The following is a 21,024-nucleotide window of genomic DNA, read 5'->3' as shown; positions in this document are numbered from 1 at the left end:
TCCCGGCATGTCTGCCGTGGTCCAGAACCCGCTGTCGATCGCCGTAACCGGCGCCTCCGGGTTCATCGCGACCCGGCTCGTACAGGATCTTTGCGCGGACGAGCGGGTACAGCGCGTCCTCGGTTTCGACGTGAGGCATCCAGCCTTCACCGACGAGAAGTTCGTGTTCGACGAGATCGACGTGCGGGACCCAGCCATCGAAGCTCGGCTACGAGGCATCGACGTCCTGATCCATCTCGCGTTCGTCATGGACCCGATCAAAGACGAGATGGCTATGAGAGATGTGAACGTGAACGGCAGCCAAAACGTATTCAAAGCGGCAGGCCGGGCGGGTGTCGCGAAGATCGTGTACACGTCGTCCGCGATCGTGTACGGCGCGCACCCCGACAACCGGATCCCGCTATCGGAGGAGGCTCCGCTGCGCGCCAACCTCGACTTCTCGTACGCCGCACACAAGCTCGAAGTGGAATACGTCGTTCGAGAGATCCAGGAGCAGTTCCCCGAGCTGAAGATGACGGTCTTCCGCCCGGCCATCGTGTTCGGCCCCCACGTCGACAACGCGTGGTCGCACGCGCTCGAGCTACCGGTCTTGTTTGCCGTACAGGACCATGCTCCGCCGCTTCAGTTCGTGCACGAAGAAGACGTGGCGGCGGCTCTGTCGCTTGCGGTGTTCGAAGACCTCCCCGGCGTCTACAACCTGGCCGCGGACGGATGGCTCGAGGCCGAGGACATGCTGTCGATCATCGGCCGCCCGAAGATCGATCTCCCCGAGCCGCTCGCCTTCTCGCTGGCCGAGCGGATGTGGTCGCTGGGCTTGGCGGAGGCTCCCGCCGGCATGCTGCATTACGTCATGCATCCCTGGATCGTTTCCGCCGAGAAGCTCCGCTCCGCCGGCTTCACCTGCCGTTACTCGAACCTCGACACCTTCATGGCGGGAGCAGAGGCCGCTAAAGAGAACCTCAGGTTCGGTCGCACCCGCGTCCGCAAGTCGGGTCTCGCCCGCGGCGCGGCCGCCGGCGTGGGGGTGGCGGGTGCGCTCGCGGCAGTGCGGATGCTGCGACGGCGCGCCCGAACCGCGGCCTGAAACGGCTGCTGGCCCTCGAGCAAGATCGAGCGCTCCCGGGCCGGGACGGAACGTTAAGCCTCCGACGCACCTAACCTTGTCCTCATGCAGCAACCGGAATGGAGCTCCAGCGGACCTCCAGCGCAGCCCGTGCGAGGCCCGGGCACCAGGCTGATCATCCTGGCCGTCCTTGGTCTCGTACTGGTCCTGGCCGCTTTCTACGTACCGATCCCCGTGTTCTATGCGTACCTCCCCGGTCCGGTGAGAGACGTGGAGCAACTGGTAGACGTCGGATCGACCGAGTCATATTCGTCCGAAGGAAGCCTCCTCCTCACCACGGTCAGCGTCGATCCGCAGGTGACGCTGGCGGAGGTCATCAAGAGCTCGTTCGACGAGTCCACGGCGATCGTGATGAAGGAGGAGGTGACCGGCGGGCAGTCGCTCGACGAGCTGATCGAGGCGCAGAAGGTGGAGATGCGTCGCAGCAAGCAGGCGGCCCAAGAGGTCGCGCTGGCGGCTTTGGGGCTGGCCCGGCCGACCGGTGACGGGGCCAGGGTGATCGAGACGGCCGACAACGCGCCCGCCGACGGTTTGTTGATCGAAGGAGACATCATCGTGTCGGTCGAGGGCCAACCGGTGGCCACCACCTGCGAGGTCGGCCGCGTGATCGGAAGCTACGAGCCCGGCCGCGAGCTCACGATCGGGCTCAAGAGAGACGGCGAAAAGCGAACGCTCGACGTCGGGACGATCCAGGACCCGAACGATCCCGACTCGGCGATCATCGGGGTCTTCATGGACGACGTGAACCGGTCGTTCGACCCCGGCTTCGACGTCACCTTCGACACCGGGAAGATCGGCGGCCCCTCTGGGGGGCTCATGATGACGCTTGCCCTCTACGACCAGCTAACGCCCGAGGACCTGACCGGGGGCCGGAAGGTGGCGGGAACGGGGACCATCGGGTGTGACGGTGGGGTAGGGCCGATAGGCGGCGTCGAACAGAAGGTCGCAGGCGCCGAGGAAGAGGGGGCCGAGATCTTCCTTGCCCCCGCCGGCAACGCCGCTGCGGCGGAACGGGTCGCCGATGAGATCGAGGTGGTGGCAGTGGCCACGTTCGACGATGCTCTCGATTATCTGGAGGGGCTGCCGTCGGGATAAAAGTGGGCGCGACCGAATGCAGAGCGTCGGCAAGCCGTGGGACACTTGTTCACGATGTTTGAGAGCTTCATGGCGGTCCCGCTGCACTTCTCGATCGAGTTCCTCGGCTTCTTGGTCTCTGCCGGAGGGGCGATCCTCGCTCTCACGCGCCGGTCGCTGGTTCCGGGCGACCCCTCGAACAGGATCACCGCCGCCGTTGGGTTCGTGATCCTGGCGCTCGCGCAGGTCTTACACGGAGGCTCCTTCGTCATCGGCGAGTACGCCTTCGAGGCGGATGGTGAGCAGCTGCTGGTGGCCGCGCGCGCCGCAGGGCTAGCGTTCGTCTTCGTCGGGATCTCGGGCGGGCTCAGGGCCGGCACTTCCGCCGGCGCCGTCGTCGCGATCCAGCAGCCTCTCCTGTTCGCCCCCGCGGGCGCCGCGACCCTTCTTGCCGTGAGCGCTCTTTCCGGCTCGTTCAAGAACGGGCCGCGGGCGTATCGCCGGTTAGCGCTGGGCGCGCTGGCCGTCGCCGTATCCGAGGTGCTGACGGCGTTCGATCCCCAGGCAAGCTTCGGAACCGGAGCCGTGACGACGTTCGCCTATGCCGCCCATGGGTTCAAGCTGGCGGGGTACCTCGCTATGTCGGCATGGCTGTGGTCGGCGGTTCGCTCGAGCATCCGCACGCGCTTCGTCGCATCGTTCGCGGCCCTCTTGGTGATGGTGGTCCTCGCGCTCGCGTCCGCACTCACCGGTGTGCTCACGAACAACGTCGAGAAGGGCGAGCTCGCCCAGCTCGATCGGCAGCTTGGAAACGTCGTGAACGAGCTCGAGAACGACGCGACAAGCGAGTTGGCCGGAGACGTCGAGGTGGTGACGACCCTGGAGGACACGGTCCAGGTCCCTGTAGCGGCGGGCGGAAACCTGGATGGGCTGGCGAACGACATCATCGACGAGCTGAAGTTCCTCGAGTTCGACTTCGTGATGATCCTGGACCCCCGCGGCGCGATCTTGGGGTTCGACGCTGCCGACACCGACGCCGTTCCTCGGCGCCTGTCCCGCATCGAGATCCTCAAGATCGCCGGGACGAAGGTGGTGACGCAGGTAGCGAAGGGCGCGACGGACTTCGCCGCCAGCCCAACCGAGATCGGCGAGACGCTGGTCGCGAACCTGGCGGCGCGAAGGGTGGAAGACCCGGTGCAGCCGAACCGCACCGCCGGGATCATCGCCGCGGGCCGCTTCATCAACCAGCTCGACGTAGAGAAGATCTCCGATCGACTCGCGGCGAGGGCGTCGTTGGTTCTGAACGGGAGGACCATCGCCTCGACGCTTCCGCCTGCGGTCCGCGACGCGCGGTTGGTCCCAAGAGACATCGAGACCCAGATCAGCGCGGTGGATGAGCCGGTGGTGTCGCGGCAGGTGCTCCGGGGCCGCTCCTTCTTCAGCGCCTTCGCCACGCTCGACAGTCAAGGGGGAGGCCAGGTCGCGACCCTTGTCCTGTCGTCTCCGGCGGAGAGCATCGTCGACACGCGCGTTGAGCTGACGAGGATCCTCTTCATCGTTGCCCTCGGCGTCGGTGCGATCGCGCTGCTGCTGGCCTACTTCTCCGGGCGGCGCATCACGAGCCCGATCCAGTCACTGACGCGAACCGCGACCGCCGTGCGGGAGGGAGACCTGAGCGCACAAGCAGACGTGGCGGGAGACGACGAGGTCGGGCGTCTCGGCGAGACGTTCAACCAGATGACCTCGTCGCTGTTCAAGATGACGAACGACCTGCGCAGCGCGGCGCGCGAGGAGCACAGGTTGAGGGCTCGCATCGAGACGATCATCCAGTCCATGGCCGACGGGCTTGTCGCAACGGATGCCGAGCACAAGGTGCTGGCATTTAACCGGGAGGCTGAGCTCCTGACGGGGTTGAAGGCACGGCACGCGATCGGGAAGCCCGTCGAGAAGGTGCTGGCGGCTTGCGACGCTCACGGCGAACGCATCCCGCTACCGATCTTCGACCTCGCCGCCGGCTCGGTCGACAACGTCTTCCTCCAGAAGAAGAACGGCCAGCGGGTGCCGGTAACGGTCGTCAGCGCGATCCTGACCGCTGAAGAGGGCGATGTCGCGGGTGGCGTGGCGGTGTTGCGAGATATGTCGCGCGAGCGCGAGGTCGAGCGGATGAAGTCGGAGTTCTTGGCGAACATCTCGCACGAGTTGCGCACGCCGCTTACCCCGATCAAGGGCTACGCCGAGATCCTCGGACGCAAAGAGGTCCCCCCCGACAAGGTCAAGAAGTTCGTCGGCGGCATCCTCGAGGGAACATCTCGTCTCGAACGGATCATCCAGCTGCTGGTCGACTTCTCCGCCATGGAGGCGGGCCGGCTCGCTCCCCGCAGCAAGCCCATCGAGATCGGCGAGATGGTGGAGACGCTGGCTCAGCAGTGGGACGCGAAGTCGACGAGCCACAGGATCGTGGCTGAGGTCAGTCCCGCCCTCCCGCGCGTCTCGGGAGACCAGAGGCTGATCCAGCGAGCGCTGGAAGAGGTTCTCGACAACGCGGTGAAGTTCTCCCCCCGCGGCGGCGCGATCCGGTTGGCGGCGACCGGTGGTGGAGCGTCTGGTGACGACCGCCGGCACCGCCACGTCGAAATCACCGTAACGGATGAGGGCATCGGGATCCCTCCCGAAGACATCTCGAAGATCTTCTCGGACTTCCACCAGCTGGACGGATCGGAAACCCGCTCGTACGGCGGGCTCGGCCTCGGGCTCGCCTTCGTCCAGCGGATCATCGAGGCTCACGACGGCACAGTGACGGTCGAGAGTGAGCTCGACCAGGGTACGAAGCTCACGATCAGCATCCCGGCGGCCGTCCGGACCAGAGGCAAGGCCGTCGACGCGCCGGAGGGCGCACCCGCGGCGGATGGTGCGCCCACCAACGGCCCTCCGGCGAATGGCGCTGCAGGCACCCCCGCCGGCGATCCGGCGGTGGCGGGCGCGGGTGAGAAGTAGTCCATTCGGGCTATTTCCTCGGCGACAGAGGCTCGTCAGACTGTGCATATAACGGACTCAAGGCACAGAAGGGGCGTGACGAAACTACTCAGTAGGCCTATGAAGAAGATCTCACTGTGTCTCGCCCTTCTGGTTCTCGCAGGCGTTGCGTGCGCGGACGACCGTTCCCTGAGCGACATGGAGCTCCGGCTCGTGTCCGGCATCGTGAACGTCATCCGCGACGGAGAGACGATCGCCGTCGAGAACCGGCTCGAGCTCGAGCCCGGGGATGTCATCGTGACCGAGGCAGATTCGCTCGCTAGGTTCGCGCTCGCGGGCGGACCAGACGTTCGCCACGGCGAGATGCAGGGCGGGGGCAAGGTCGTAGTCACCTCCACGACCTCTGTCGAGGCCGAGACCGGAGAGCTCCTGATGCAGGTCGCCGACGCGACACGGGTAACCGTCGACGGCGTCACGGGACGCGCCTCGGAGGCCGCGTTCCGGGTCGACCGGGGTTTCGGCTCCGTACGAGCGGCCGTGTATACGGGGCAGCTGAACCTCGATGCTCCTGGGCAGACCGACGTGACGCTGCCGACTCTGTTCCAGGCCACGATCGTCGCAGGTGACCTTCCGACCCAGACGCGGCCGTACCGGCTCGACGTGAAGGACCCGTGGGATCAGTCCCTGCTCGAAGATGTCGTGACCCTGGAAGAGCAACTCGCGCTGCTGGCGCGTGGGCTGGGAAACCAACTCGGGCGCGAGCGGCCGTCGCTCGGCTACTTCAGCGCGTTGATCAACGGCGGCAACGTCGATTTCATGAAGCCGTACCTCCGGCGCGAGCCTGCGGATCTCCTGATCGGGTTCACGATCGCGCGCAATGCCGACGGCTCCTTGAGACGGGGCTTCCAGTCCGCCTTCGGCCTCTTCGACCAAGGCGCGCGGTGGGGTGTGGCGGCGAAGATCATGAGGGTCGAGACGCAACCCGTCGTGGCACAGCTGGAGCGGATCATCCTCGGCACCGGCGTCGTTGCAGCCAAGGGAAACGGGAAGGCTGCGTTCACGGTTGCTGCGGCGGCGGCGTCGGAGACCGGCGGAGCCGTAGCCCCGACGTTCAGCGGGCCCACCGCTGCCGCCGAGGGCAACGACCCGCCCGAGCCGCAGGAGCCGCAGGAGCCCGACGACCCGGATAACCCCGAGAAACCGAAGCCTCCGCCGCCCGACGAGTGCGGCAACACGGCCGAGTGTGCTTTCGAAGACGTCGAAGATCAGTTGCCACCACAGCCGTCGCCATCTCCGTCGCCGACCGATCAGCAGACGGGACTTCTCGACGGCGGCTTGGATTGACTGAACCGGACCGTCTGAAGATCCTCGGCGCCGAGGTCGATCCAAGTGTCCACCTCACGATCGATATGACGCGAAAGAGCGGGTCGACGCCGGCGTAGCCGTGCCCAGCATTTACTCTGCGGCGGATGGTTCGTCGCGCTTCTCCCAGACCCGCGGTCCCCAAGAAGGCGATCGTCGCCGGCGCCGTGCTGGTGTTGTTCCTGCTGTCGAACTTCATCGCCTACTTCTATACGGACCTGCTCTGGTTCCAGGAGCTCGGGATCGAGTCGGTGCTGTGGACGGGCTTGACGGCGCAGTTCGCGGTCGGAGCGGTTACCGGACTCCTGGTGGCGGCGTTCCTGTGGGTCAACCTCTGGATCGCCGGTCGCTCCGGCCCGGTTTACTCGTTGACGGTGGCGGCGAACGACCCGCTCGACCAGTACCGAGAGATGATCGCGCCGTTCTACCGAAGGATCCGGCTCGCGATCGCGCTCGTGATCGGGTTCTTCACCGGGCTCTTCGCCAGCTCGGCGTGGCAGCTGGTCCTTTTGTGGGCGAATCGCAAGAGCTTCGGAGTGCAGGATCCACAGTTCGGTCGCGACGTCTCGTTCTACGTGTTCGAGCTGCCCTTCTACGACCGGATCCTCGATCAGCTGTGGTCGATGATCTTCCTGACACTGGTGCTCACCATCGCGACCTATTACCTGTTCGGCGCGATCCGGCCGCAACGGGGGCTGCGCGGGATGGAGGCGGGCGCACTCGCTCACATCTCGGTGTTGCTCGGGCTCATCGCGCTCGTGAAGGCGGCCCAGTACTACCTAGGGCAGTTCCACCTGAACTTCTCACCTCGCGGCGTGGTCACGGGAGCCAGTTACACCGACGTCCACGCGCAGCTTCCGGCCCTTCGACTGCTGGCGGTCATCTCTGTCATCTCGGCGATCTTGTTCCTGGTCAACATCAGGTTCCGGCGGCTGTCGCTGCCACTGGCCGCGGTCGGCATCTGGATCGCGGTCGCATTCCTAGCGGGAGGAGTGTGGCCCGCTTTCGTGCAGCGGTTCTCGGTCGAGCCGCAGGAGCCGCAACGTGAGGAACCCTTCATAAAGCGGAACATCGAGGCGACGAGCCAAGCCTTCAAGCTGGCCGAGGATGACGTCGAGACGAGGTCGTATCCCGCGTCGACCGACCTGACGGCAGAACAGGTCGAAGCGAACGAATCCCTCCTTCAGAACGTCCGTCTGTGGGATCCCGAGATCCTGGAGCAGGCATACGCGCAGTTACAGGCGATCCGGACCTACTACAGCTTTCCCGACGTCGACATAGACCGGTACGAGATCGACGGTGAGACGCGCCAGGTGCTGCTCTCGGCTCGCGAGCTGTCGCTGGAGGACCTGCCCGCCGCATCGCAGAAGTGGGCGAACATCCATCTCCAGTTCACGCATGGGTACGGACTGGTCGCGAGCCTCGCCAACGAACTGACCACGGCGGGACAGCCGGACTTCCTGGTACGGAACATCCCCGGCACCACCGACCCTGCAGCACAGGCTTTGGAGCCGGAACAGCCGCGCATCTACTACGGCGAGGCTTTCGACGACGACGAGTACTCGATCGTGGCGTCGAAGCAGGAAGAGCTCGACTACGAGACCGATGAGGGCGCCGAACGCAGCAGCTACGAAGGCGAGGGAGGCATCGCGGTCGGTGGCCTGGGGAGGAAGCTTGCCTTCGCGGTCCGCGAGGGGGATCCGAACTTCGTGCTGTCCAACCTCATCACGTCACAGTCGAAGGTGCTCATCTATCGCAACGTGCGTGATCGTGTGTTGCGCGCTGCGCCCTTCCTCCAGGTCGATCAGGATCCGTATCCCGCGGTCGTCGAGGGGCGCCTCGTCTGGATCATCGACGCCTACACCTCGACGCAGTGGTACCCGTACTCGCAGCGGTACGACTCTGGCTTGATCACCGGCGAGGCGACGGGAACCCTTAGCGACGACATCAACTACGTGCGGAACTCCGTGAAGGTCACCGTCGACGCCTACGACGGGACGATGACCTTCTATCCCATCGACGACGAGGATCCTTTGATCCAAGCGTGGCGCGACATCTTCCCGGCGCTGTTCACCGACGACGCGCCCTCCGAGGAGCTGAGAGAGCACTTCAGATACCCGGAGGACCTGTTCAAGCTGCAGTCAGAGGTCTATCGCACGTATCACATCAAAGACGCCATGGACTTCTACTCGAAGGGGGACGAGTGGGAGGTCCCCCGCGCCCCGCAGATCACCGGTGACAGCGTCACGAGCGAGGGCTTGCTGAGCCCGACGTATCTGCTGTTCCAGCTTCCGGGCGAAACCGAGCAAGAGTTCGTCCTCACCCGACCCTTCACGCCCAAGGCGCGCCCGAACATGATCGCCTTCATGGCCGCGCGATCGGATCCCGATCACTACGGGGAACTCGTCAACCTGCAGTTCCCACGTCAGATCACGGTGCCGGGGCCCGTGCAGGTGGACAACCTCATCAACCAAGATGTCGAGATCTCGCGCGAGCTCACGTTGTTGGGCCAGCAGGGGTCTAACGTCTCGTTCGGCTCGTTGGTGATCCTGCCGATCGAAGAGGCGATCCTCTACGTGCAGCCACTGTTCGTGACCGCCGCGGACGCCGGCGGGATCCCCGAGCTCAAGAAGGTCGTGATGGTGCTCGGAGAAGAGGTCGTGATGGAAGACACCTTCGAAGAGGCACTTGCGGCGCTGTTCGATCTCGAGGAGCCGGCGGCGCCGACGGAGCCGGTCGAGCCGCAGGAGCCGGATGATCGACAGGGACCCGGTCGCCCCGACGAGGACGACGCGCGGCTGCAGCAGGTCCTCCAGGAGGCAGCGCGGCTCTACGAGCGAGCTCAGGACGCCTTGGCCGAAGGAGACTTCGAAACGTACGGACGCCTGATCCAAAGGCTCGGGCGCCTGCTGGGGACGGCTTCGCGATAGCAGGGTCGAGCACGGACGAAGGAGGATCTGCAGTGGAGCAACAGGAAGAGAGTTACGAGGAGAAGGCGAAAGAGGCCCAGGAGGCTCCCGGGGAGGGGGCCGGCTGGCAGAACGAAGCCGACGGCGAGCAATCGGAGACTGAACCCGCCGACAAATAGCTTCTTTGGGACCTGGTTGCCGCTGAGCGGCAATCACGTCCCAGGGAAGCTGCCGTCCTGTGCGAAGTCGAGTGACTGAGCTCACCACAGGCAGCTAGGAGGTGGACGTGTCGGCGACGACGTACAGGCCGGAGCTCTTCAAAAGCACGCTCATCGACCACATCGTTCGGGTCGATCTGCGCGTGACGGATCTCGACGCTGCGGTTGCTTTTTACCGGGACGTCGTCGGTCTTCGGGTTGTGGAACGCGATGGGTCGCAGGCGAGCCTCGGCGCTGGTGGGGGAGCCCCTTTTCTCATGCTTGATAGCGCCGGGGTCACCGGACCCACTGATCCCGCCGCAACCGGTCTGTTCCACACCGCGATCAGGTTCCCTACGCGCCCAGCACTCGGAGACGCCCTCGCGCGGTTGGTGGATGCGGGGCTGGAGGTCGGAGCGGGCGACCACCTCGTCAGCGAGGCTCTCTACGTGAACGATCCCGCGGGCAACGGCGTCGAGCTCTACTGGGACCGCCCGGTCGAGGAGTGGCCAGGCCCGAGGGACGGGATGCTGGTTCCGATGCCGTCACTCCCGGTCGACCTAGAGGGCCTGCTGGACGCTGGTCGCGGACGGGGCGCGGTTGAAGCCGGCGCTCCTTTGGGAACAGACGTCGGCCACGTGCATCTCCAGGTCTCCAACATCGAGGCAACAACGCGCTTCTACGGCGACGAGCTCGGGCTCGATGTCACCGCGAGGATCGGTGACAGCGCCAGGTTCTTCTCGTCCAACGCCTATCACCACCACATCGGAAGCAACGTCTGGAGATCGCGCGGGGGCCGCGCTGCACCTCGACATCGCGCGGGCCTGGACCGCATCGTGTTCGCAGTAAGTGACGCCGGAGATCTAGAGGAGCTGCGGAAACGGGTGTCTGACCTTGGGCAGCCGGTCGGCCAAGAGGCCCCAGCGGCCGTCGTCCATGACCCCGACGAGATCGAGCTGGTGTTCGCCGCCGCCTGAAGCGTCCACTGCTCCACCGCTGCGGTTTTCTTCGGACGCTTTTTCCCAGCCCAAGCAGCGGATGGATGACGTCGGACGTCTAAAGAACGATGAGTGACCACCGGACGGCAAGATCGTGAAACCTGCCATGCCTCGGAGCCTGACAGCCGCGACGCTGCTAGGGCTCGGCCTGAGCTTGCTCGGTGGCGTCGCGGGCGCAGGCTCGTCGGTCACGTGCTTCGGCAAGCGGGCGACGATCGTCGGAACCAGCGGGCGCGACGACCTCCGCGGGACGCCGCGCCCCGATGTCATCGTCGGCTTGGGGGGCCCCGACCGGATCGATGGAGGCGGCGGTAACGACCTGATCTGTGGCGGCGGTGACGACGACAGCATCCGCGCTGGTCGCGGTGACGACTTGGTAGATGTTGGGTCGAGCGACTTCTTCGAGAGCGCCCGAGGGGGCGCCGGCGCGGACGTGATCTACGGCTTCTCCGGGTACTCGAACACGGGGAACCTCCTAGGCGGGGGCGCCGGCGCCGACCGGCTGATCGCGCGCAGCGCCAGTACCCTCACCCGGCTTGTCGGCGGGAGCGGAGACGACATCCTCGATGCTCACCGCGCCTACGCGTTTGCGTTCTTCACGGGCTCCAGGGAGTCCGTCGAGGTGGACCTCACTATGGGCGTCGCGAGCGGCGCTGGCTCCGATCGGTTGATCGGTATCGACGGCTTACGGGGCTCGACCTTCGCGGACACCCTCGTGGGCGACGATGACCCCAACTTCATCGATGCCGGTCGCGGTGACGATGTCATCCGGGCCGGAGGCGGCGATGACCGAGTGGGAGCGGGTGGCGGAGCCGACGACGTCGATGGTGGAGAGGGGATCGACCAACTCGTGTCCGGAGACCAGGACGCATCCGACGACCGCTTGGTCGGTGGCGCCGGGGACGACCAGATGGAGACATCGCGTGGCAACGACACCTACATCGGTGGCGAAGGCAGGGACTTCCTCAACTTCGAGGGCTCGAACGTCCCCGTGACCGTCGACCTGTCGCAGGGGATCGCGCTAGGAGAGGGAGACGCGTCGGTCGCCGAGGTCGAGGCCGTGATGGGGTCGTTCTTCGGGGACGTGTTGATCGGCGACTCAGGGAGCAACGTGTTGACGGGAGCGGAGGGTGAGGACACCCTTCGGGGCGGAGGGGGTGATGACATCCTGGACGCTGCGTCGGGGAGTGACGACGTCGACGGAGGCGAGGGCATCGACACGGTGACGTATCGCAACTCCAGTGGCGTCAGGGTCGACCTCGCGACGGGCGTCGGCTTGGAGGAGAACGACCGAGATGTCCTCCTCGGGATCGAGGGGGTCATCGGCTCCTGGTCCGCGGATGTCATCCGCGGGGACGATGGTCCGAACACGATCACGGGTGGCTACGGAGACGATGAGGTCTCCGGGGCAGGAGGCGATGACTCGCTGTACGGCGGCTACGACTCGGACCGCCTTGACGGCGGTGCGGCGATCGACCTTCTCGCGGGCGGTCCAGACGAAGATACATGTAGCTCAGGCGAGACCTTGCGAGGCTGCGAACGGTAGCGGTTCACCCGCGGGAGCGCGCTGAGCACGCGGTTCCTCTCTCAGTGGGCTGAGCTCATCCTGGTGGGGCATGTTCGCGTGTCGAGGAGAGCGCGGTGGTCAGTCGGAAACTTCGAGCAGCGAGCCCTTCTTCGGCAACGTCACGAGGATGTCTCCACGTGCGGTCAGCGCGACATCGGAGTAGAAGTTCACGAAGGCTAGTGGGCCTATCCCGCGGATGTTGGTCTTCAGATCATGAAGGACGACCTCGCGCTCGCCGTCGGGGCGCACGCGAACGAGTTGCCCGGCACCTGCTTCCACGACGACGATGGAACCATCCGCTTCAACCGCCAGGCCCTCTGGCTCGTCAAGACCGGTGATGACGCCCGTCGTGGCGCCGGTGACGGGGTCGATCCGGCGGATCTGGTCTCCGTCCGATTCCGACACGTACAGCACACCGTCGCCGATCGCGATGCCGGTGGGATTGGCGAGGCCGCTCAGGAGCAGGCGCGCCCGGGCTTGATCCGCGCCGTTCACCCCGGTCACGTGATAGACGCTTCCGGTGGCATCCGTTACCCAGAGCTCCGAATCTCGCGCAGCGATGTCCCACGCGGCAACGAACGTCCTTCGGCGGACGATCTCTGTGTGCGGCTTCGACGGCTCACACACATCGACGTGTTGCAGTGTTCCGCGGAAGAAACCCGTGGCGTAAACGTCGCAACCTCCTGTCGTCGCCACTCCCACCGCTATGTCGAAGTTGTCCCGTAGGAACTGCTTCGGGCGAGACAGGCGGCGTCGTTCGCGATTCGGATTGACGAGTGCGAGGGAGCCGAGGTCCGCGACCGCGATGCGTCCGTCCTCCAGCGGTGTAACGCCGTTCGGCAACGAGAGCGAGAGGCGAAATAGCTGCGAGACGCGCCCGCTGTTATGAACGACGCTTAGACCGCCGAAGCGGAAGTTAGACAGGAAGATACGCCCGTCGCGGTGCTCGGCGATACCGTCGATGCCCGGGTTGAGGCGCGCTATGACCTCCGGCTCCTGTGATGCCGGACCCTTGGGATCGAGTCGCAAAAGGCGGCCGGAGCTCTGTTCCGCGTACAACAGAGACCCGTCGCGCGCGAACCGCACTGCGGTTGCATTGGTCGTCTTAGAACGTCCTCTGTAGACGAGGCGCGCAGTGTGCTCGTCGACGTCGACCGCGTAGACGTTTCCGCCATACGTTTCTGGCACGTAGAGCCTTCGTCCCCGGCGATCGAACTCCATGGCATTCGGCGCTCGCATCCCGTGGCCGTAGATCACTTGGCCACCCGCGGCTCCATACACAAGCCGGGGCGGGAAGCGCCGCTGGGGATCGATCTCGTAGATCCCGGTCTTCGAGTCGGGTTCGAACGACACCATAGTGATGAATAGCCGCAGGTCCTCGCCCTTCCGGCGCAGCCCGGTGATCGCGTTCGGGTGAGCGGTTCCGTCCGCGAACCCGGCGACGATCGTGGTCCGCGTTCCGTCCGGAGAGATACGCGTCACCCTGTTAACGAGGATCTCGGTTACGTAGATGTCGCCGGTTTTGCGGTCGATCCACAGGTCGTCCGGTGTCACCAGCTCCTCGTCGTCAGGGTCTCGTTCACTCGCCAAGACCTTGATAGAGCGGGTGTCGACGTTGATCCGGCTGATCCGGTCAAGGGCCGCGTGGTTCATGAACAGGCGATCGCCCTGCAGGGCCACGCCGTTGCCGCAGCAAAGCGGGCGAGGAGGCATCACGGAGCGGGAGGGTGGTTCTGCGGAGATCGCTCTTGCCGGAAGAACGGTGACGCTGAGCAGTAGCGCCGCCACAACGCAGCGCACCAGACGGGGTTTCACTCACCATTCTTCTGCGTCGACCACGGGTTTCCTGGTGCCCCACCTCCAGCAGAACGAGAAAAAGGCCCTCGTGAGAGGGCCTTTGACTGGTTGCAGGGGCGGGATTTGAACCCGCGACCTCCGGGCATGACCGTGATTGCGGCCGTGGCAATGGGTGCTACGCGGTCTGCAAATCAGGGCTCTACTTGCGGTTACAGGCCGGTGAACCGAGAACTCGGAGAGCTTGGTCTTATCGAGTCGTGCAGGGAGGGGCTACCGGGGGGCTACCGAAGTCCTCTGGTAGGAACTTGGCAAGTGGCACCCCCAGACGGTCGCTCGAGTCCTTGCTCGATAACCCAGACCACGACCAGCCGAGGGATTCTGAGACGGTTAGGGTTCGCTGTTCCGTAGCGAGCGTGTCTGCCGACGGCGCATGAAGACGCCCATGATGACTCCGATCGCGGTGAGCGTAGAGATGATCGCTAATCCGCCCCACCACTCCGGCTCGTTCAAAGGAATCGGTTGTAGGTAGGTGAATCTTGCGATGAACAACCACGCCATCGCGGCGCTGGTCAGCGATATGACAGTCGCAACGCGTAGGGAGGGAATGAGGAAACTGATACCGAGCGGAACGAGGACGAATAGCAACGCGAGTAGAAGCATCGAAGAAGCGTACTCGCTACCTCCCCCGCTGGTCCGGGCTGCCTGGAGATCATCAGAGACGCAGCAGAGAGATTTCGGATAGCACGCCTCTGCTAAATCCGCGTGGTCTCCTCATACCCCAGCAGTATCGTCATCGGGCACCTACGACGTCCAGATCGCGAAGGCCAGCTGACCCAACATGAAGATGAGTCCACGAGATTGGCCAGCATGGTTGGTCGTGGTAACCCTCATTGCCGTCTATGGATTTGGCTACTTACTCCAACGACAGGTGAGCGACGGATGGGAAACGGCGATCAACCTGGGTGGTGGAGCAATCGTTCTGGTCCTCGGCGTGACCCTGGCGGACCGATTGATGAGCCGGCGCGACGGGCGCTGGGGCTCCGGCCGTTAGCAAATCGGCTGTTCGGCGCTAGACCCAGAAAAAGTAAAGGCCCCGTTACCAGGGCCTTTATGGTTGCAGGGGCGGGATTTGAACCCGCGACCTCCGGGTTATGAGCCCGGCGAGCTACCAGACTGCTCCACCCTGCCCGGCCATGATAGCGAAGTCGGCGCCACCCTCCGACCGGCGGGCGCGAACGCCGAACATTGGCACCGGAGGTCGACTCAGTCGGTATTTCATGACGAAGTTCAGGCGCGGCCGGACGTGAGTGCCTACAGCGTGGCCCCGGGGACCTTCGTCGATAGCGGCGTCGGGTGATCGGCAGCGGGGATACTCGGGCGGTGAGCGCACAGGGCGAGACATCTATCGAGGTCGGGGGCCAGAGCACACGGCTCCTCGAACGCGGTTCGGGTGATCCCGTCGTGGTTCTGCACGGGTGGGGCGGTCGGATCGAGTCGATGACACCGGTGATCGACTGCCTCAGCGCATCGTTCCGCGTCGTCGCTCTCGACCTCCCGGGGTTCGGTGAGTCTTCTGTTCCGAGCGGCACCTGGGGGACCGCGGATTACGCGACGTTCGTCCGCGACGTCCTCGGCAAGCTCGGCCTCCAGCGCACTCACTTCGTCGGCCATTCGTTCGGCGCCAAGACCTCGTTCTATCTAGCCGCGACACATCCGTCCTTGGTGGACAAGCTCGTGCTCCAGGGGTCCTCGGGTCTGCGGACGCCGCCGTCGCTGCAGGCGCGGTTGAAGCGAGGTGTGTCGAAGGGCGCTAGGACGCTCGCAAAGTTCGGTCCATCCGGCGAGCAGCTGCGGGACGCGCTGTACGAGCGAATCCAGTCCAGTGACTACCGCGACGCGGGAGAGATGCGCCCGATCCTCGTGAAGGTCGTGAACGAGGACATGAAGAGCGTCTTGCCGCGGGTCCAAGCGTCGACGCTCTTGATCTGGGGCAGTGACGACGACGCGGCCCCCCTGCAACACGGCCGCACGATGGAGAAGCTCATCCCGGATGCGGGCCTCGTCGTCTTCGAGGGGGCCGGACACTTCGCCTACCTCGATCAGCCCGAGCGGTTCTGCGTCGTCGTTCGCCACTTCCTGGGCGTAGGAAGTTGATGCGCCCGGATCCTTTCCCTTTCTACTCCTGGGTCTTGCGAGTGATCATCTACGTGGTCGTTCCCGCTTTCGGCGTGCTCCAGTTCTTCCGTCTGCGGCGCGCTCTGCACGTCTTCCAACTCGAGGGGTACAAGCGCAAGCGCTTCCTCGCGTGGTGCAGCGCGAATCCGGAGCGCAGGCTCTTCATGATCTCGTTCCCGCAGAAGAAGCCGCTCGTGATGACGGGCCGGGCCTGGCGGCTGTTGGTGACCGGCACGCTCCTTTCGGTGTTCGGTGTGCTCGTCCCGTCGGGCGTCGTCCACGTCACCTTGGGGACACCGTGGGACCTCGTCACGTGCGGGACGATGATCGCGCTGCTCTTCTTCGGGCTCCCGCGCCTACTGATCCTGGCCGACATCTTGATGGCGCCGGTTCAGCGCACGATCAATGCGACCTACCTCCGCAAGGCGAAGGCGAAGCTCGACGAGGTCTCGCCGCGGGTCATCGGTGTCACCGGCTCGTTTGGGAAGACCTCGACCAAGTTCGCGATCCAGCGACTGATCGGCCCGACGAACGAGGTCCTAGCGACACCCGGCTCGTTCAACACCCCGCTGGGCGTGTGTCGCACGATCAACGAGCAGTTGCAGCCCATCCACCGGTACTTCGTCGTCGAGATGGGCGCGTACGGCGTCGGCGAGATCGCGGAGCTGTGCCGGTTCGTCCGCCCGACGATCGGAGTCCTCACCGCGATCGGACCCGCGCATCTGGAGCGGTTCGGCTCGATGGACGCGATCCGAAGGGGCAAGTACGAGATCGTGGAGAGTCTCGGCAGCGACGGCACCGCGGTCATGAACGTCGACGACCCCGAGGTTAGGAAGCTCGCCGACGCGACGACGAACGTGCGGCTGGTTCGGTACGGGCTGGATGCGGAGGGACGGCCGGACGTCACCGCGCGCGACATAGAGACGGCGTCGGCCGGCACCTCTTTCACCGTCGTCACTGGGAGCGACCAGGCCAGGGTGACCACGCGGCTCCTGGGTCGTCACGCGCTCGGGCACATCCTGGCGGCCGTGGCGGTAGCGACCGTCAGCGGACGCTCGCTGCGGGACCTGGTCGAACGGATCGCCGCGCTCGAGCCGGTGGAGCACCGTCTTCAGGTGATCCAGGGCGCCGGCGGAGTGACCGTGATCGACGATGCCTATAACTCGAACCCAGAGGGCGCGGCCGCGGCCCTCGAAGTGCTCGCGGCCATGCCGGCGCGCAAGCGCGTGGTGGTCACCCCCGGCATCGTCGAGCTCGGCCCCCTGCAAGCGGAGGAGAACGAGAGGTTCGGCCGCCGGGCCGCGGACGTCGCCGACACGGTCATCTTCGTCGCGTCACTCAACCGCGACGCCCTCCTCGCGGGTGCCGCCGGCGGGAGGGCCGAGGTGGTGTCGGTGGACTCGCTCGAAGAGGCGACGCAGCAACTTCAGGGGCGGCTCCAGCCCGGGGACGTCGTGTTGTTCGAAAACGATCTTCCCGACCAGTACGAGCACTAGCCCCAACGCGCCACGCTCTCGTATGAAACGTGCGTTAAACGCACGTTTTGTCGAAAAGCGGCGGCTGACCCCTCCTGCACTGCCCCCGAGGCCGCGTCTTACCCGGCCACTAGACTGCCCCGCCATGCGGGTTGGAGTGATCTTCGGGGGCCGCTCGGTCGAGCACGAGGTGTCTATCGTGTCCGCCCATCAGTTGATGGCGGTCCTGCAGGAGCGCCACGACGTGGTCCCCATCTACGTCGACCGCGATGGGCGCTGGTTCACCGGCTCCGCCCTCAACGACCTCTCCGTCTATCGGGATCGCCGCTGGGAACAGGCGGGTGACGAGGCCCTGCTGCCGTCGACCCACGGCTTCGGCGGCCTCTTGATCCAGGGCGGCCGGCTCAAGCCGTCCCGCCAGGTCGCTCTCGACGTCGTGATCCCCTCCATCCACGGCACCTACGGCGAGGACGGGACACTGCAGGGCGCGCTCGAGCTTGCGGGGCTGCCGTACGCCGGTTCCGGCGTAGCCGCTTCAGCCGTCGGGATGGACAAGGTCGCGATGAAGACCGCGTTCAAGGGGGTCGGCCTTCCCCTCGTCCGCGACGTCTTGATCGACATGGACCGGCCCGATCGGCTCGAGGCGAGTCTCGACCGGGTCGAGAGCGAGGTTGCCTATCCGGCCTTCGTGAAGCCGGTGAAGGCCGGCTCCAGCGTCGGGATCGGCAAAGCCCGCGACCGCGGCGCCCTGAAAGAACTCGTCGAGGTGGCGGCGCGATACGACTCCCGCGTCCTCGTGGAGAAGGCGATGGAGAACTGCGTCGAGATCAACTGCTCGGTCCTCGGCGGCGGCGGCCGCGACCCGCGGGCATCGGTGTGCGAGCAACCGGTGGCCTGGGAGGAGTTCCTCTCCTTCGAGGACAAGTACATGAGGGGCGGGAAGAGCTCGGGGTCGTCGGCGGGGGAGGCTCCGTTCGGGGCAAAATCCGCCACAGGGATGGCCTCGCTCGACCGCAGGATCCCGGCCCCCATCTCCGAAGAGTCCACCAAGCAGATCCAGGAGAACGCGCTGCAGGCCTTCCGGGCCATCGGTGCGTCCGGCGTGGCGCGGATCGACTCCTTCCTAAATCCGCAGAGCGGGGAGACTTGGGTGATGGAGATCAACACGACCCCCGGTTCCTTCGCCTTCTACCTGTGGGAGGCGAGCGGCCTCGCCTTCGCCGACCTCGCCGACGAGCTCGTCGACATCGCGCTGCAGCGCCACCGCTCCACCAGCGAGCGTCTCTTCAGCTTCGAGTCCGGGATGCTGGATCGCGCCGCCAGGGGAGCGAAAACCCGTGGCTGAGACCACGCCCGTCGACCTCTCCGCGGACGAGAAGAGGCGCTTCCAGGAGGACGCGCTCCCGCTGCTGGACTCGCTCTACGCCGGCGCGCTCAGGATGACGCGCAACCCCGCCGACGCCGAGGACCTCGTCCAGGAGACGATGCTTCGGGCATATCGGGCCTTCGACCGCTTCGAGGCCGGCACGAACCTGAAAGCCTGGCTGTTCCGGATCCTCACCAACGCCTACATCAACGTCTACCGGAAGAAGCAGAGGGAGCCTCAGAAGCTCTCCTCTGAGGAGGTCGAGGACTTCGACCTCTACCAGGAGCTGAAGAACCACGACCCCGCCTACACCCGGAGCCCCGAGTCGATCGTCATGGATTCCGTCGTGGATTCCGACATCATCCAGGCCTTGGACGACCTCCCCGAGCAATTCAGGCTTGCGGTCGTGCTGTCGGACGTAGAAGATTTCTCCTACGCCGAGATGGCCGAGATCATGGAGGTTCCGCTGGGAACCGTCATGTCGCGGCTCCATCGGGGAAGAAAAGCGCTCCAGAAGCGGTTGTGGGAGCTAGCAAAAGACCGGGGCATCGGCGCCGCGGCCCAAAGCGAACCCACCGGAGACGGCATGAGCGATAAAGACGGGCACCGTCCGTGAACGAGGTCTGCAGGGAGACCCTCCAACGGGCCTACCTCTTCCTCGACGGGGAGGTCCTCTCGGAGACGGAACGCTTCGACATCCAGGTCCATCTCGAAGAGTGCACCCCCTGTCTCGAGCGCTACGGGCTGGAGCAGGAGCTCTTCTCTCTGATGGCTCGCCTCCGCACCGCCAACCCCTGTCCCGACGGCTTGAAGACCCGTATCGCAACGCTGCTCGAACAAGCCTGACCTTCGCTTGTCGGCCCACCCGAAATCGGCCCGTCTTTGTCGCCTCGGACCGGCCCTCGTTTCCCCTCAGGTAGTGCCTCGATTCGGCCGATACTCCCCATACGGACAGACGCGACAGACCCAGGAGGCCCGCCGGTGGGTATGGCCGAGGTGCAGAACGGCTCCAACAACGATGTGTACATCCGCACGGCAGAGGCCGCCAAGATCCTCAGGGTTTCCCCGAAGACCGTCTCTCGCTGGGCCAAGGAAGGCAAGATCCCGCACGTGATGACGCTGGGCGGACACCGCCGTTTCCCGTCGTCCGCGATCCAGGAACTTGCTCGCCGCCTAGAGATCGTCTGACCTTTCTCGCTCCTTGAACGACCGAGGCGCGGTCCTCTTCGAACGCTCCGGTGGTGTCGCGACCATCGCGATCGACCGCGCGGAGCGACGCAATGCGATCAGCCCGGAGGTGGTCTCCGGTATCTCCTCCGCGCTCGAGGAGGCGGAGAAGGATCGGGATCTGCACGCCGTCGTGCTCACCGGCACCGGTGATCGGGCTTTCTGCGCCGGCGGTGACCTGGGCGGGATGACCGCGGGGTCGAAGGTGGACGAGCACTTCGTTCGCGCTGAGATCGGCGCGCTGTTCGAGCAGATGAGAGCACTGCGACTGCCGATCGTGGCGCGTGTGAACGGTCACGCGCTCGCGGGCGGATTCGGGCTGATGCTCGCGTGCGACCTCGTGATCGCGGTGGACGACGCGGAGCTAGGGACACCGGAGATCAACATCGGCCTGTGGCCCTTCATGATCACGGCGGTGATCCAGCGCGACGTTCCACGCAAGGTGGCGCTGGAGTTGATGTTGACGGGCCGTCGGATGCCCGCCGACGAGGGCGCGCGCTGGGGTTTCGTGAACCGCGTGGTTCCCCGGGCTCAACTCGACGAGGCCGTGGGAGAGCTGACGTCGGTACTCGGGTCGAAGAGCCCGCTCATCGCCGCGCTCGGCAAGCGCGCGTTCTACCGAGCCGAGGACATGCCGCATCGTGATGCGCTGGAGTACCTCGCGGGGATGCTGACGGTCTGCCTCGGAACGGAAGACACGGTCGAGGGCGTGACCGCGTTCCTGCAGAAGCGGCCGCCCGACTGGAAGGGCCGTTGACTCGCGACCCTTCCACTCTGGAAC

Annotated in this window: 17 protein-coding genes and 1 tRNA gene; 15 read left to right on the top strand and 3 right to left on the bottom strand. The window is 65.5% G+C overall.

Annotated elements, in window-relative coordinates; all coding sequences use genetic code 11:
- The first annotated feature begins 7 nt into the window (after positions 1-7).
- From M3N53_02650 to M3N53_02620, 7 genes are all read left to right on the top strand, one after another.
- Positions 8-1,084, top strand: a complete 1,077-nt coding sequence (locus tag M3N53_02650; GenBank protein MDP9067233.1) for an NAD-dependent epimerase/dehydratase family protein — start codon at positions 8-10, stop codon at positions 1,082-1,084.
- 84 nt (positions 1,085-1,168) lie between these two features.
- Positions 1,169-2,218 carry a PDZ domain-containing protein gene (locus M3N53_02645; GenBank protein MDP9067232.1) on the top strand — a complete coding sequence of 350 codons (1,050 nt, stop codon included), beginning with the start codon at positions 1,169-1,171 and terminating at the stop codon, positions 2,216-2,218.
- Positions 2,219-2,272: 54 nt separating this feature from the next.
- Positions 2,273-5,191, top strand: a complete 2,919-nt coding sequence (locus M3N53_02640) for a cell wall metabolism sensor histidine kinase WalK (GenBank protein ID MDP9067231.1) — start codon at positions 2,273-2,275, stop codon at positions 5,189-5,191.
- Between the two features lie 99 nt (positions 5,192-5,290).
- Positions 5,291-6,514 carry a hypothetical protein gene (locus M3N53_02635; protein ID MDP9067230.1) on the top strand — a complete coding sequence of 408 codons (1,224 nt, stop codon included), beginning with the start codon at positions 5,291-5,293 and terminating at the stop codon, positions 6,512-6,514.
- A 125-nt stretch (positions 6,515-6,639) separates the two neighbouring features.
- Entirely contained in the window at positions 6,640-9,462 is a 2,823-nt protein-coding gene (locus M3N53_02630) for a UPF0182 family protein (protein ID MDP9067229.1), read from the top strand.
- A gap of 265 nt (positions 9,463-9,727) precedes the next feature.
- Positions 9,728-10,615 carry a VOC family protein gene (locus M3N53_02625; protein MDP9067228.1) on the top strand — a complete coding sequence of 296 codons (888 nt, stop codon included), beginning with the start codon at positions 9,728-9,730 and terminating at the stop codon, positions 10,613-10,615.
- A gap of 127 nt (positions 10,616-10,742) precedes the next feature.
- A complete protein-coding gene (locus tag M3N53_02620; protein ID MDP9067227.1) occupies positions 10,743-12,182 on the top strand; it encodes a hypothetical protein in 1,440 nt (479 codons plus the stop codon).
- Between the two features lie 99 nt (positions 12,183-12,281).
- Here M3N53_02620 and M3N53_02615 read toward each other — a convergent pair whose 3' ends face one another.
- Together M3N53_02615 and M3N53_02610 are read right to left on the bottom strand one after the other, a co-directional pair.
- Entirely contained in the window at positions 12,282-14,018 is a 1,737-nt protein-coding gene (locus M3N53_02615; protein MDP9067226.1) for a hypothetical protein, read from the bottom strand.
- Positions 14,019-14,387: 369 nt separating this feature from the next.
- Complete coding sequence (locus tag M3N53_02610; protein ID MDP9067225.1) at positions 14,388-14,660, bottom strand: hypothetical protein; 273 nt, start codon at positions 14,658-14,660, stop codon at positions 14,388-14,390.
- A gap of 178 nt (positions 14,661-14,838) precedes the next feature.
- On the opposite strand from M3N53_02610, the gene M3N53_02605 reads away from it, so the two are divergent.
- Entirely contained in the window at positions 14,839-15,051 is a 213-nt protein-coding gene (locus M3N53_02605) for a hypothetical protein (GenBank protein ID MDP9067224.1), read from the top strand.
- A 60-nt stretch (positions 15,052-15,111) separates the two neighbouring features.
- Here M3N53_02605 and M3N53_02600 read toward each other — a convergent pair.
- Positions 15,112-15,188 (bottom strand) — tRNA-Met (locus M3N53_02600).
- A gap of 192 nt (positions 15,189-15,380) precedes the next feature.
- Between M3N53_02600 and M3N53_02595 the strand changes: the two genes are divergently transcribed.
- The 7 genes from M3N53_02595 to M3N53_02565 all read left to right on the top strand — a co-directional run bounded on the left by M3N53_02595 (position 15,381) and on the right by M3N53_02565 (position 21,000).
- Positions 15,381-16,154, top strand: coding sequence for an alpha/beta hydrolase (locus M3N53_02595; GenBank protein MDP9067223.1), 774 nt, complete (start codon positions 15,381-15,383; stop codon positions 16,152-16,154).
- Positions 16,154-17,671 carry a UDP-N-acetylmuramoyl-tripeptide--D-alanyl-D-alanine ligase gene (locus M3N53_02590; GenBank protein MDP9067222.1) on the top strand — a complete coding sequence of 506 codons (1,518 nt, stop codon included), beginning with the start codon at positions 16,154-16,156 and terminating at the stop codon, positions 17,669-17,671. Before M3N53_02595 ends, M3N53_02590 begins: the two co-directional genes overlap by 1 nt.
- 124 nt (positions 17,672-17,795) lie before the next feature.
- Positions 17,796-18,995, top strand: coding sequence for a D-alanine--D-alanine ligase (locus M3N53_02585; protein ID MDP9067221.1), 1,200 nt, complete (start codon positions 17,796-17,798; stop codon positions 18,993-18,995).
- Positions 18,988-19,632 carry a sigma-70 family RNA polymerase sigma factor gene (locus M3N53_02580; protein ID MDP9067220.1) on the top strand — a complete coding sequence of 215 codons (645 nt, stop codon included), beginning with the start codon at positions 18,988-18,990 and terminating at the stop codon, positions 19,630-19,632. Before M3N53_02585 ends, M3N53_02580 begins: the two co-directional genes overlap by 8 nt.
- A complete protein-coding gene (locus M3N53_02575) occupies positions 19,629-19,862 on the top strand; it encodes a zf-HC2 domain-containing protein (GenBank protein MDP9067219.1) in 234 nt (77 codons plus the stop codon). Before M3N53_02580 ends, M3N53_02575 begins: the two co-directional genes overlap by 4 nt.
- A 141-nt stretch (positions 19,863-20,003) precedes the next feature.
- Positions 20,004-20,204 carry a helix-turn-helix domain-containing protein gene (locus M3N53_02570; GenBank protein MDP9067218.1) on the top strand — a complete coding sequence of 67 codons (201 nt, stop codon included), beginning with the start codon at positions 20,004-20,006 and terminating at the stop codon, positions 20,202-20,204.
- 13 nt (positions 20,205-20,217) lie between these two features.
- A complete protein-coding gene (locus tag M3N53_02565; protein MDP9067217.1) occupies positions 20,218-21,000 on the top strand; it encodes an enoyl-CoA hydratase-related protein in 783 nt (260 codons plus the stop codon).
- Positions 21,001-21,024 lie beyond the last annotated feature (24 nt).

This window comes from Actinomycetota bacterium, assembly GCA_030776625.1.
Lineage (GTDB): Bacteria > Actinomycetota > CADDZG01 > CADDZG01 > WHSQ01 > MB1-2.
The sequence above is the reverse complement of the archived record's forward strand: the minus strand, read 5'-3'. Positions and strand labels throughout refer to the sequence as shown.